General features: G+C 45.1%; 10 protein-coding genes and 2 pseudogenes. 10 read left to right on the top strand and 2 right to left on the bottom strand.

The window, feature by feature from the left end; genetic code table 11:
* Positions 1 to 106: 106 nt before the first annotated feature.
* Positions 107 to 1,168: a DNA polymerase IV gene (gene dinB, locus ACUALS_RS11100; RefSeq protein WP_454448364.1), complete on the top strand. Its 1,062-nt coding sequence runs from the start codon at positions 107 to 109 to the stop codon at positions 1,166 to 1,168.
* A 355-nt stretch (positions 1,169 to 1,523) separates the two neighbouring features.
* Here the strand turns inward: dinB and ACUALS_RS11095 are convergent.
* Positions 1,524 to 1,873 (bottom strand): annotated as a pseudogene (locus tag ACUALS_RS11095) (transposase); the annotation flags it as partial.
* Positions 1,874 to 2,059: 186 nt separating this feature from the next.
* Positions 2,060 to 3,322, bottom strand: coding sequence for an EAL and HDOD domain-containing protein (locus ACUALS_RS11090; protein ID WP_331398691.1), 1,263 nt, complete (start codon positions 3,320 to 3,322; stop codon positions 2,060 to 2,062).
* A gap of 169 nt (positions 3,323 to 3,491) precedes the next feature.
* Here ACUALS_RS11090 and ACUALS_RS11085 point away from each other — a divergent pair.
* The 9 genes and pseudogenes from ACUALS_RS11085 to ACUALS_RS11045 all read left to right on the top strand — a co-directional run bounded on the left by ACUALS_RS11085 (position 3,492) and on the right by ACUALS_RS11045 (position 13,713).
* Positions 3,492 to 4,410 (top strand): annotated as a pseudogene (locus ACUALS_RS11085) (IS5 family transposase).
* A gap of 187 nt (positions 4,411 to 4,597) precedes the next feature.
* Positions 4,598 to 6,133 carry a methyl-accepting chemotaxis protein gene (locus ACUALS_RS11080; RefSeq protein WP_331398690.1) on the top strand — a complete coding sequence of 512 codons (1,536 nt, stop codon included), beginning with the start codon at positions 4,598 to 4,600 and terminating at the stop codon, positions 6,131 to 6,133.
* A 20-nt stretch (positions 6,134 to 6,153) separates the two neighbouring features.
* On the top strand, positions 6,154 to 6,882 hold the full coding sequence (locus ACUALS_RS11075) for a transporter substrate-binding domain-containing protein (protein ID WP_331401716.1): 729 nt from the start codon (positions 6,154 to 6,156) through the stop codon (positions 6,880 to 6,882).
* A 454-nt stretch (positions 6,883 to 7,336) separates the two neighbouring features.
* Positions 7,337 to 8,488, top strand: a complete 1,152-nt coding sequence (locus ACUALS_RS11070; protein WP_331400858.1) for an HDOD domain-containing protein — start codon at positions 7,337 to 7,339, stop codon at positions 8,486 to 8,488.
* A 9-nt stretch (positions 8,489 to 8,497) separates the two neighbouring features.
* Positions 8,498 to 8,866, top strand: coding sequence for a response regulator (locus ACUALS_RS11065; protein ID WP_269977278.1), 369 nt, complete (start codon positions 8,498 to 8,500; stop codon positions 8,864 to 8,866).
* A complete protein-coding gene (locus ACUALS_RS11060; protein ID WP_331400857.1) occupies positions 8,863 to 9,447 on the top strand; it encodes a chemotaxis protein CheC in 585 nt (194 codons plus the stop codon). The genes ACUALS_RS11065 and ACUALS_RS11060 overlap by 4 nt, the downstream gene beginning before the upstream one ends.
* 11 nt (positions 9,448 to 9,458) lie before the next feature.
* A complete protein-coding gene (locus ACUALS_RS11055) occupies positions 9,459 to 10,766 on the top strand; it encodes a sensor histidine kinase (protein WP_331401867.1) in 1,308 nt (435 codons plus the stop codon).
* Positions 10,767 to 10,789: 23 nt separating this feature from the next.
* Positions 10,790 to 12,415, top strand: a complete 1,626-nt coding sequence (locus tag ACUALS_RS11050; RefSeq protein ID WP_331398968.1) for an EAL domain-containing protein — start codon at positions 10,790 to 10,792, stop codon at positions 12,413 to 12,415.
* Positions 12,412 to 13,713: an HD domain-containing phosphohydrolase gene (locus ACUALS_RS11045; protein ID WP_331398969.1), complete on the top strand. Its 1,302-nt coding sequence runs from the start codon at positions 12,412 to 12,414 to the stop codon at positions 13,711 to 13,713. The genes ACUALS_RS11050 and ACUALS_RS11045 overlap by 4 nt, the downstream gene beginning before the upstream one ends.
* The last annotated feature ends 2 nt before the right edge of the window (positions 13,714 to 13,715 follow it).

Below are 13,715 nucleotides of genomic sequence, written 5' to 3'. Positions count from 1 at the left end.
TGATACTTCTATAAGCACAGTACAAAAATTGGCTTTTCACCACGCTATTGGCGACAGGGGTAGAAAGGTTTATACTGTTTTTATATACAGTTCTCGGTGCGAGTGTATGAGCGAAGAAACGATCAGAAAAATCATCCATGTGGACATGGATTGCTTTTATGCCGCAGTTGAAATGCGCGACAACCCCAGTTATCGAGGACGCCCTCTTGCTGTCGGTGGTCATGAAAAACAGCGAGGTGTATTGAGCACGTGCAATTACGAGGCGAGAAAATTCGGTATTCGCAGCGCTATGCCCACAGCGAGAGCGCTGCAACTATGCCCTCACTTGCTGGTTGTTCCGGGGCGCATGCAAGTCTATAAACAAGTATCTCAGCACATTCGAGAGATATTTTCTCGTTACACTTCTCTTATCGAGCCTTTGTCTTTGGATGAAGCATTTCTGGATGTCACTCACTCAAAGCAATGTCGCGGCAGTGCTACGCTGATCGCAGAGGCTATTCGCCGAGACATTTTTGAAGAGCTTCAATTGACGGCGTCGGCAGGCATCGCGCCCGTGAAGTTTCTGGCCAAAGTCGCATCGGATATGAATAAGCCCAATGGGCAATATGTCATCACCCCTGATCGAGTCCAAGAAGAAGTCGATAAGTTGCCACTTGAGAAAATTCCGGGTGTGGGCAAGGTGAGTTTGGAGAAACTGCATCAAGCGGGCTACTTTGTGGGCAAGGACATCAAGGAGAGTGATTATAGGGAGTTATTGCTTCGCTTTGGGCGTTTGGGTGCGTCGTTGTGGAAAAAAAGCCATGGTATTGATAATCGTGAGGTCATTGTTGAGCGCGAGCGTAAATCGGTTGGCGTAGAGAGAACATTTTCTGAAAACATTTCGAGTTACGATCAATGTTGGCATGTGATTGAGGAGCGATTGTTCCCCGAACTCGAAAAGCGCCTGATAAAAGCCTCACCGAATAAAGCCATTATTAAGCAAGGCATCAAGCTGAAGTTTGCTGATTTCCAATTTTTTCCCAATGCGCCCATTATTGCCGATTTCTTGTCAATTGATAGGAGCAACTTGCCAAAGCTGATTGAGTGTAGCGCGTCGCTTCAGACGCATAGCGGAACGAAGAGTATACACCGTAAAGAAATTGCGGCATGTTTTTTTGCTACAACTTAATAAATGAATAATATATGCATAAAAATGCAATGAATTTATTCATTTAAATGTAGTCTAAAAACTGGTTCGGATTGGTCCTGCACAGTTCTGATTGGTTTAAACGGATACCTTGGTGATCACACTGTCAGCCGATACTAAGCTGGCACGCCGTTGGACAAAACTGTTTCTGCGGCTTTGCTAATTTAGTAAATTATGAATTGCTTCAGATGTGGAAAGCCTCCTAAAGGCGTGTCTAGCATAGGTGGTACAGCTCTGTACTTACCCGAATTAGCTGTAGGCTCTTAATATAGTTTTTTTGCAAGACCACTACAGTCTGATCGAGTTAGTGGGGAGCACTTCGGCATCGGTTACGTTAGATATGCAACTTTCTCCAGGCTCTGCTCTTCACGCTAGTACCATGCTTCTTGACCTACCCATTCACTTTCGTCTTCGCCATAAATATTGAGACCAGTCGCATCAGTGGTGAGATGACTATTGTGCCTTTGGTGATAAAAAACTCAACTACCTTAGCTCGGGGGCTCATACGGGCAAACAAGCAGGATGTTAGCTTAAATACAGAGCTTAGAAACCTTACAGCGCTCTCAATGTCATAGAGAAAATACGTTTCACCATTAGAGTGGTGATAATGGCTAAGCTGCTGAATACGCTAGTTTTTCCACGCTTGCTTTGTTTGGTCAGTTTCCACTCGAGTATGGTGTCTTCATTGTTTCAGAAAGCGAGTTAACTACGATTTAATACAGTTTACTTGTTTGTACCGCTTTCTGTTAGTTGTGTTGTAACGAGGCTAGGTCGAACAATTAGTGTAGCCAAATCAGCTTGTAACTTCTCTATCTGGCTCAATCGATTTAAGTAATAAAGCCGAGTTAAGGGTAAAATGACTAATCCGCAGTACTAACAGTTTTCTTCGTTAATTGGTTCTTCTAAAATTATTTCTGCTACTTTTGACGCGATTTCTGCACAACTAATGATTTGTTGTAACGACAAGTTCATACTTTTAGACGTTTTATTTAATTGATCCCAGTCTTCATTTTCGAGGGCTTCAGAACACTGCAAACAGAGGCCAAGAAAACCAGTTTTCATTAGTAATGCGACCTTTACTGAGCATTCGATACTCAACTCCGAAGTAATAGTTTCAATATCGGTGTCCAACATCGCATCTAGAGTGGAGAGTAAGCCGCATAAATAGGCAGAACCTTGTCTCTCTTCTGAATGAGAGAGAGCGGTAAGCGATTGTAAAAAGTTGGCACGGAATAGGGCCAAATGAGACAGTGCGTGCGGTTTGTTACTAGGGGTATTTTGTAAGAGAAGATTGGAACAGAGATTTTGTAACCGTTTAACGCCCAAGTAAACAATAGCTTGCTCTACATTTTTGATTTCCCGTTGTAGTCCAGTGTTATTGACGTGTTTAAGTAGTTGATACGTTAGCTCTGGGCTATTTGATACAATTCTGGTGGCTTTCGCGAAATCGAAGTCCTTGCTCATTACGAGTGACGAGAGCTCGAGCACAGTTTGTAAAATAGTAGATAGTTTCTTTTTCTGAACAACTTCAGGTTTTTTAAAAAAATATCCTTGAAACAATGAGAAACCACACTTAATGGCTAATTGGTACTCTTCATAGGTTTCGACTTTTTCGGCGATAAAAGTTATGTTCGAGTGGCTCATAGCTTCTATGAAGAAGCTCGCGTTGAGTAAGGAGTATGCTTGAATATCTATTTTGATTATATCAACAAAAGGGTAAAATCTCTCCCATTCTGGTGAAGGGACAAAATCGTCCAATGCGATTCTGTAGTCTGCTTGGTTAAGCTCAACGATTATGTCAAAGAGTTCGTCATCAGGTGGACAAGTCTCTAGGATTTCTACGACAATTTTTTCCGCAGGAAAATTAAAGACTAATCGCTCACGCAATGCCTCTATATCGAAATTTATGAAACCGTCCTTACCTTCTAAGAAGGAACCTGTAGATGAAAGAAATTGCTCTGTAAGGATGAGTTTAGTTGCGTCAATGTGTCTAATACTGGCGGGATATCTGTTGTCTGAGCTATTCCGATACAAAATCTCGAAGGCAACAGTGTTTCGAATTGTGTTAAGAATAGGTTGCTTTGCAACATAAATATTATCACTCTCGTTTATATTCAAATTAACTATACCAACCACTAGACATCCTCCGTAACCTATTATGTTAATAATATATTAACACATTTTGTTTGCTGTAGTTTTTTGTGCATTTTTAAGTGCTGTATTATTTGTTGGCTTTGTTGCGTAAATCGATGGAACTAAATCCAAAGCTTACGATCTGATCTACTACATTCAAGTATGTAGTATCATGTCGAAACCTCGTTACAAAACAAACAACTGGAAGCAATACAATCAAGCTCTCACCAACAGTGGCTCTCTGACGTTTTGGATTGATGAGCAAGCGATAAGAGAGTGGAAACAAGGTAAGCAAAACAAGCACGAAAGACCTCGTATTTACAGTGACTTAGCCATCACAACCGTTTTGATGGTAAAGCGTATGATTTCAATGCCACTTCGTACTACATAAGGGGTTATGGATTCTGTATTTCGACTCGCTCAGCTTCCACTGCGCTGCCCACACTACAGTTGTATCAGTCGTCGAGCCAAAGATGTTAATGTGAGTTTCAAAACGAAACCAAAGGACAGATTCAGCTCCTTGCTATCGATGCGACAGGCCTTAAGGTTTAGGGAGAAGGCGAGTGGAAAGTAAAAAACATGGCACGGATGGTAAACGCTGAGTGTGACGGAAATTACACCTCGCAGTAGATACGAGTGCTCATGAGATTATTGGCGCAGAGCTGAGCTTATCAACGGTGACTGATGCAGAAGAGCTGCCTTATTTGCCTAAGCAAACACGTCGGAAAATCCTTGAGATATCAGGTGATGCTGCTTATGACACAAGGGGGTGCCATAAGGCTATTCAAATTAAACGAGCGGTTGCGCTCATACAGCCACGAGAGGGAGCTGCATTCTGGGAACGAGGCCATACAAGAAACTTAGCGGTTGGTTGCCAAAAGCTATACGGTTCGAACAAGCACTGGAAAGAACGCTATCGTTATCACAAACGCTCGTTATCTGAAAAATCTATGTATCGAGTGAAGCAGTTACTTGGAGGATGGTTAAGTCTAAGAAATTACAACGCACGATTTGCTGAAACATACGTGGTGATCAAAGCGTTGAACAAGCTAACAGGACTTGGTGAGCCTAAAACTGGCCGTGTTGCCTAACAATCAACCAAAATAGGTCTGGTCTATTTCGAAAATGAATTACGCTACAAAGCCCGAACTAAGCATCAAGGCATATACCGTAACATTCATAGATTTATCCCATATGCGATGAAAGTTTAATCACCAAATTGATTAAAGCTAAACTAGCTGCTAACTTTGGAATAGCTGTCAAGTCGAGGAGGCAGTAATGAAAAAATTAAAGGTAGTATTTTTAGCCCAAGTTATCGTTTCTTTAACACTAGTATTGCTCGTGTCAGCTTTCATTAAGTATCACTCGTTTAAAAATAACCTCCTTGAAGAACTACAACTCTCGGTTGAAAATACGACTCAGCGAATGGCTATTAGTCTTCCCAAAGCAGTATGGGATTTTGATTTGGAATCGGCTCGAGTCTCAATATCTGCGGAACTCAAATCGCCTGAGATTTCCGCGGTCCAGCTTATTGATAGTGATGGCAATGATTTGCTGTTTCTGACTACGCAAGTAATAGATGACAAGATTGAGATCCTAGAAGTCAGCGATTCTTCTCTTTTATTGGAAGAGAACAGCATAAGTGCTGATCTCACTTTTGTGGAATATGGTGAAGAGAATGCTGTCGGCAGCGTGAGAGTCTTTTCCGATTCTAATATTCTTGATGCCAAGCTCACGGACTTTCTTTACACCAATATAATCGATTTGATAGTACTCGATACCATCATATCAATCGTGATCGTGTTGCTGCTTTCGGTGACAGTGATTAGACCTATTTCTCAACTGACAGATGTTATCAAAGATCTCGCTTCTGGAGAAGGAGACTTGACTAATAAGCTCGAACCAGCGAAATACCAAGAGTTTGTTGACATCACCGAGGGAATCAATAATTTTACTGAATCGCTGCGAGCGATTGTACAAAATGTCAACCAATCTTCTGATGTTTTGAAAGATAAAGCTCAAGCCAACCGCGTCACGGCCAAGACCAATGCACAGAAGCTTGAGATACAAAAGCATCAATTGGCAACCGTCGCAGATGCAACGACAAAGCTCAATCAATCGGTTTCCACCGTGGCTGAAACAGCTTCTGAAACGGCAGAACAAGCACATACAGCCAGTTTCCTAGCTTCAAGCGTAAATAACACAATTGAAAGCAGTGCCAACGCCATCATCAATCTGTGTAGAGATATGATGCATGTGAAAAAAGAAATGTACATCTTAATAGAAGAAGGAGAGAAGATCACCACAGTGCTAAATGTCATTCAAGATATCTCAGATCAAACCAATCTATTGGCACTTAATGCCGCGATTGAAGCAGCAAGAGCTGGAGAACAAGGTCGGGGCTTTGCCGTTGTCGCTGACGAAGTGCGGAATCTTGCCGTTAAAACCAGCGAGTCTACAGAGCAAATTCAGAAAAATATAGTATCACTCGGCAGCGCCACTAAATCGGTTGAAGAAGAGTTAACACGTATCGCGACTCTACTTGAAAAAACTGCTTCGCAAGTTGGTGAATCTCAGGGCTCGGTAAGTGAAGTACAGAGCCTAATCACCATCCTTTCTGAACGAAGTGGACAGATCTCTCAAGCAACTGATGATCAGCGGATGGCCGTTGAAGAAATCAGTCAAGCGATCGTGGAAGCATCAGAAGCCTCGAACGAGGTGTCATCAGGTGCAACGAAGAACGCTCAAAGGACAGACCAAGTCTTGGAACTTAGCCAAAGCATAGCTCAGCACATGTCTAAGTTCCGTGTTTAAAAGTAAACAAAGGATATGTTATGAAAAATATTACATTATTTATATTCAGTACATTACTTTATTTTAATGCCTCAGCTGCCACCATTACAGCTGCGCAAGACCCATGGGCTCCGTTTGTTCAGAAAGACAGCGTTAACCCAGGCATATCAGTAGAGATTATAACCGAAGCTTTTAAGAGTCAAGGTCACACTGTTGACTTTAAAATCATGCCTTGGACCCGCGCCCTCAATGAAGTCAAAAGCGGTAAGGTAGATCTATTAGTTGCAACTTGGTTAACTAGTGAACGCACTTCCTATTTGAAATACAGTGAGCCATATCTTGAAAACTCTCTCAAGTTTATTATGCGCAAAGGATACGGATTTGAGTACAGCGGTATGGCCAGTTTGTCGGGAAAAAACGTGGGGATCGTTCGTAATTATGGCTACGGTGATGAATTCTTAGCAGCAACCAACTTCAAAAAACCTGAAGCAAGTGATTTGGTCAGCAATGCTAAGAAGTTGCTGGCTGAACGCATCGACCTCACTTTAGAAGATGAACTGGTAGCAAAGTCGACTTTATCCGGAGCTGGAATGGATTTGGCCGATTTTGATTTCTCGAGCACTGCGTTGTCTGTGAACCCACTACATGTCACTGTAGGGTTATCGAATCCAAATCATGATGCTTATATTGCTGCTTTTAACAAGGGATTAGCAGAGATAAAAGCTAATGGGACCTTTGATAATATTTTGGCAAAGTATGGTATCAAGTAGCTATCGTTCACATTGAAAAAGGTGTAAACCGCGCACGTAAGATGGGCGGTTTTATTCTAGAACTGCATTTGCAATTAACCTCATCTTGCCTTTATTACAAGTATCCCGACTAACCGATAGCAAGCTTTAAGGCCTTTCAAAAAATCAGTTTCACTTAGCATATGACTTGTTCGTAAAGGGACTCATCTATATTTATACTCGCAGCAAAGTTTAACTAACCGATAATTAGCCTGTAGTAGTAACTGCCAATCGTTGGTGATTTAAAAGTTAAAAAACAATTTCTGTATGGATCTAGTAAGGTTGGATTTGTTCTCAATATCTGTATTTTCGATATTTGTTAAGTGATTGGCGGCAAAATCCAGTTTTTTGTCTATGATTAAAATAAGTGAAGGAGTGTACGGCGAAGCTGTAGTCAGCAACAATAGTTATCAAAAAGAAAAATAAGCGAGAGAGTATGGCAAAGAGCAGTTTTCAGGTGCTTTATATAGATGATGATGAGTTCATGCTTAAAGCTGCCAGTCGGTTGCTTAAGCGTTTGAAGCCCGAATGGTCAATCACTTTGATTCAAGACCCTACCTCGTGGCGGGCTCTGACCGACGCACAGGCCATATCCCCTGATTTGGTTCTGAGCGATCTGGTCATGCCTGAGCTAAAGGGCGACGAGCTATTGGCGCAAGTCAGCCAACGTTTTCCTAATAGCATCCGAGCCTTAATTACTGGTGACACGACGGTGGATATTATAGCGCTAGTTAACAACTGGGCTCATTTTATATTACCTAAACCGTTCTCAGATAAAGACTTTGAGCAAATTCTCATCTGTGCTGAGAGGCTAAGAGGCTTGCCTTTTTCAGCCCGTTGTCGCCAAAAATTAGCTGGTATCGAAAACTTGCCTGTCTTGCCTAGTATAGTTCGGCAACTGGAGCTGTGTATGGCCAACGAGCAATGTGGCAGTTCAGAGCTTGCAAATATCGTTGCTGATGAACCTCCTTTAGCGGGCCAAGTGCTTAAAGCTGCTAACTCCGTATATCTGGGCTTTGAAAGTACTACCAATTCATTGAGCACCGCTGTATCTCGGTTGGGCGTTAAGGTGGTGTGCGGCATTGCGATGACTATGATGAATCGAAAGACTTTTCGCCAACTAAGCGATGAAGAGCATGAGGCAGTCGTGGCACGCCATCAAACGCTCGCTAACCTTGCTGGGGCACTTGCCCAGCAATTACATTGGTCTCCGGAAGATAAAGACAGCGTCTATCTAGTGTGTTTGTTGTCCGCGATTGGGGAATTGATACTCAAGGAGATGGGTCACACACAAGCGTTGGACAGCGACAATCCGCTCGATTTGCAAGTGGGCTATCGAGACACCGACGTGATCAGTGCCTACGTACTGATCTTGTGGGGCTACCACTTGCCCTTGGCGGAAGCGATTCTCACGCTCGGCCAAACTTCCGACGTCGCTGACCCTCATCAGTGGGAAATGGGGCAACTGGTGCTCTTCTGTTACGACTACACTAGAGCGCATAACGCTGGGACGTTGGACGAATGGCAGCATTCCCTTCCTGAGCCATTGGGCGCATTGGCGGGCTTGTTGTCATTTTTGGAAAAGTAGGGGAAGTCTATGTCAACTATTTCTGTAACTATTGTAGATGATTCTAAAATGTCGAGAAAAGCCGTGATGAGAGCCTTGCCGCCGGAACTGCATGATAACGTCTATGAAGCCACAAATGGGGTAGAAGCCCTTGAAAAATTCCATGAGGGTAAAGCCGACGTCATGTTTCTGGATCTGACCATGCCCATCATGGACGGCTTTGAAGTTTTGTCTGAGCTAAAAAAACGGGCCGCGCGGAATTTCGTGTTTGTGATAAGCGCAGACATTCAGCCTACGTCTCAGCAAAAAGTCATGGAACTGGGAGCAGTGTCGTTTCTCAAAAAGCCACTGGATGCATCGATGTTGAAAGAGCTACTGCACGAGGTGGGTATTATATGAATCCGACCTTAAGTGCCGATCACGAAGACTCGCTCAAAGAGTTGCTCAACATTTCTATGGGACAGGCGGCTTGTAAACTGGCAATTTTGCTCAATCATCCAGTGACCTTGACCATTCCCAGTATTGATATCGCCTCGCCGAGTCAGTTGATGGGAATGCTCGGTGATGTCAAAGCTAATTACTACACCCGGCAACCATTTTTCGGCCAAATGTCTGGTGAGGTAATTACCCAATTAACTAAGCAAGGCGGCCGGACAATAGCCTGTGGTTTGTTGGCGCAGGACGATGATCAAGCTATCGATAGCCAAATGCTCCATGATAGTTTGCTCGAGGTGTCGAACATCCTTTCTGGCGCAAGCTTGAGAGGGCTATGTGAGCAAATTGAGTTGGATACACGGACTCAACCACCGTTTATGTATTCTCCGGCGCGCCAACCTATTCCTGGTAATAAATGGCAGCAAGCGATTATTTTGCATGTTTCCTTCTTGATCGAATCTGCAAGTTTTGAAACCAAGACAATCATTTGTTTCGCCGAAGATGGTTTTAATGCCATCGTAAACCGATTGGACGAGTGGTTGTAGCAGGGGGACGTATGAAAGCAAAACTTGCGCTCTCAGATTTACTTAACCAGTTGTCAGTAGCGATGTGTATCGTTCGTAAAGACTACACCATCGTAATGGCCAACTCGTACTTCCAGTCACGGGCGGGCCTCACCAAAGATGCGTTACTGGGGCAAAACGTCTTGTCGGTTTTCTCTGGCGCCGCCGCTGTACTGAAACGTAAAATCGATACGGCATTTGTCATTGAATCGCCTAGCTTTTCGTCTTGGGAGCAAGCCCCTCATGTTCTGCCGTTCCAATCTTCTCGTCAAGTATCTGGACAAGAAGAGGAAATGTTCCAGGATCTGGAGTTTATCCCTATCCATGGTCATGACGGAGCTCTGGATCATGTGTGCATCTGTGTCTACGATCTTACAGCTCAAGCCTGTCAACAAACAGAACTCAAGAGTCTGTCTCGCCGCCTGCACCGTGAACAAAAAGAACTCAAAGACGCGTTATCCCACCTTAAAAATGCTCAAAGCCAACTGCTGCAGTCGGAGAAAATGGCATCGATTGGTCAACTGTCGGCGGGCATCGCCCATGAAATTAACAACCCTCTCGGCTTTATTACCTCCAACATTCAGACGTTGGATGACTACTTTTGCAAGATCTCAGACTTCATGAGTGCACTGGAGAAAGCGATCGATGGTTCGGGCAACGCGCTACTGGTAGAGCACAAACAGCAGTTGATGGAACAGTATCAGCTGACTTACATGCTGGAAGACGTCACCGATCTGATCGTGGAGTCATTGGAGGGCTCTTCTCGAGTGATGGCGATTGTTAAGAACCTGAAAGAATTCTCGCATGTCGACGATTCTGAATGGCTCTATAGTGATCTCAGACAGGGATTAGACTCTACTCTGCGCATCATCAACAACGAAATCAAATACACCACTACCGTCGAGCGCGAATACGCCGACGACACGCCGAATATCTATTGCCAACCAATGCAACTTAACCAGGTGTTTCTTAATCTGTTGGTTAACGCCAGTCATGCCATTCAAGAAAACGGCGTCATCCGAGTGCGGGTGCAACCACTCGCGAACGATTTGGTACAAATTCAGATCGAAGACAACGGTGCTGGTATCCCTAAAGAAAACTTGTCGGTGATCTTTGAGCCGTTTTTTACGACCAAACCCGTCGGCGATGGCACAGGGCTGGGTTTGTCCGTGTCGTATGGGATAGTCAATGCACACGGGGGAACTATAGAAGTGGATAGCGAAGTGGGTAAGGGGACCACCTTTACGCTGACTCTACCTGTGCACAAAACCACGGCGGACGCAGCCGACTCGATCAGTTAAAGCAATCGGCGGGAAGGAGTGTTATGGAATTTGCTGAGATTCTTATAGTGGATGATGAAATGAACATCCGCAATGCACTGCGACGAGAGCTGCGTTTTAAAGTGGCCACCGTACACACGGCGGAAAACGCGGCTCAAGCGCTCGAGGTCCTCGACGCACACCACATTGATTTAATCATCACCGATTATCGCATGCCGAGGATGACTGGCACCGAACTGCTGCTAGAAGTTAAGCAACGCTACCCAGAAGTACCCGCGATAATGTTGTCGGGACAGGCTGATCTCAGTAGTGTGACGGCGGCCATCAACGCTGGCGTGCTCAATCAGTACGTGGATAAACCTTGGGATGCCAACAAACTGGCTTCGGTGATCGCTACCACGTTACATGACCATGAGCCAGTTAGAGACCGCCGTACTCAAATGGCGACTCGCCGAGAGCTCGACAGACGTTTGGCGTTATTGCCTGATCTCACGGGGAATGGCCGCCTATGGCTGCTGGTCATTGTCGACATTGCTGAGTTGGACGCCTATAACAACAAGTATGGTAAAGCCTCTGGTAACAACCTGATCCAGCAAATGGCCATCGCTCTCCAGCGAAGTACGGACCAGATATGGTATCGAGCTGATGACAAGTTTGTCACATTCACCGAATACTCGGTCGAAGGCCATAAAACGATTGACATCCTAAGTCAGCGAATTAAGGCGATCTGTTCAGCGCACCCTCAAGCGGTCGATATGCGCTGTTACATTAGCGAGGCCAAACATTGGGGTCAGTGGAATGAGCAGCAGGTGTTGTCGAGTAAAGCCAACGCTCTACCTATCAATGCTCACGTGTACTGGTTGGTGCAAGAGAGCAATCGGGCGATCGCAGAGGAGTACTCCGAATTAGGCACCCTAATCCAAGATCTGGAGCAGGGCAAAGTCGAGGCGTTTTTCCAACCACAATTGGCACTCGAAACAGGTGATATTACTCACTGCGAAGCTTTGGCTCGGCGCCGGTTGCCCGACAATTCCTATCAAAGCCCAGTGGATTTTTTGTATTTAATCCGTAAATATGACCTCTACGACTTATTGACCATTGTAATGTTGCGACATGCGGCGGACATGTTAAAGCGCAAGGGGGCACCGGGGACATTGACGGTGAGTGTTAATGTCACTGCCAAGCAGTTAATTACAGGCTTTGCCCAACGCTCGTTGAGAGAGCTTGAACAAAACCCTGCCGTTGCTTTCAGCGATATCGAACTCGAAGTAGTGGAGACCCATCAGATCTTTGACTATCCACGGGCCCTAACTCAGTTCCATCAGTTGCATGCTCTCGGAGTTACAATTGCTATGGATGATTTTGGTACAGGTTATTCTGGTTTTGAGTCTCTTTGTGAACTGCCGTTCGATGTGGTTAAAATTGATGGACGTTTCGTTCGTGCTTTGGGTGAAAATTTATCCGATGAGGTGATTTTGTCCTCGATCACCAACAGTGCTAAGTCGCTCAATATGGAAGTGGTTGCAGAGTGGGTGGAGAAGCGCCGTCAGGCCGAGTACCTTAGGAGCAAAGGCTGCACACGTATCCAAGGATACTTGGTCAGTCCACCGTTGCCCCTAGACGAATTTTTGTATTTTTTAGACAACCGTGTGGCAGGAGCCGAATTATGAATGATGCTGACGTCAGTGCCCCCACAGACAAGTTGCACCTTCTACTCTTAGACGACGAACCTGACATTCTCAAGTCTTTGACGCGTGTGTTGCGTTTTGATTATCAAGTGGTGTCGTTTAACAACGGTTATGATGCCTTGGCTCATTTGGAAGAGCATGACGTGTCGATCATCATCTCTGACATGCGTATGCCTGAGATGGACGGCGCGGAATTTCTCACTAAAGCTCGCGCGCTCCGTCCTAACTCCATTCGGTTTCTTTTAACGGGCTACAGCGATATGGCGTCGACGATTCGAGCAGTTAATGAAGGGGGGATCCATACATACATTGCCAAACCTTGGGATAATGAAGGCTTAAAACTAACGCTGTCTAAAGCCTCTGAGCTATTCGAGTTGCGCCGTCAAAAGCAGGCTCTGACTGATGAACTGCAACAAAAGAACGCTCAACTGAGAGACTGGAATAACGCGCTTGAGAGCAAAGTCAAACAACGCACAGCCGCATTGCAAGACTCTAATAAAAAGATGAGCGTACTGCTGGCCAGTCGTACCCGAACGTTTAAAGACATCCTTGCCGCTCTGTCTGCCATTATTCAACATGCTACGGGCCAGCCACACCAACATAGTGATCGGGTCGCCGAATATACTAAGTTGGTTGCATTACGCATGGCACTGCCCGAAGCCCAAGTGAGCCATTGTTACTTGAGTGCATTGCTGCATGAAATTGGCTTGATAGGAGTCAGGCCTGGGTCCGAGGGACTGACGAGCCAAGGAGACGGTTCGCAGATCCAATTGGCTCCTCCAGCGAACGCGGAAGTAGGCGCCACCATCGTTGGACAAATTAAGCGTTTTGGCCCGCTGGTAGACATTATTCGTCATCAGGATGAAAACTTTGACGGGACTGGCCATCCTGATCATCTTGCTGGGGATACTATCCCCGTTGGTGCCCGGATTTTACGGGTGATCAAAAATTACGATTTTTTCGTCTCGAGTCTGTATAACTCCGCTCGTCTCAAGCCGAGCAGTGCGAGAGCCTTTTTAGAGCAACAAGCGGGCACTCTTTACGATCCTGAAGTGGTTCGCCATTTCTTGGAAGTGCTCAAGAGCGAAGTGGAAAACGCTGACGTTGACTTATGTGTTGGTCTTGATGAACTTAAAATTGGCGCGGTGCTTAAGCAGGACGTGTATCACCCGAACGGCCAGATGATGCTGTCTGCGGGCCAAGAGATCAACGAGGCGTTGCTCAACAAACTGAAACAAATTGAAGCGTCCGTGGAAGTGCCTATTGCCGTGTACATTTGAGC

The organism is Vibrio sp. NH-7 (assembly GCF_053643215.1).
Note: the sequence above shows the minus strand (reverse complement) of the source record. Positions and strands in the feature narration are given on the sequence as shown.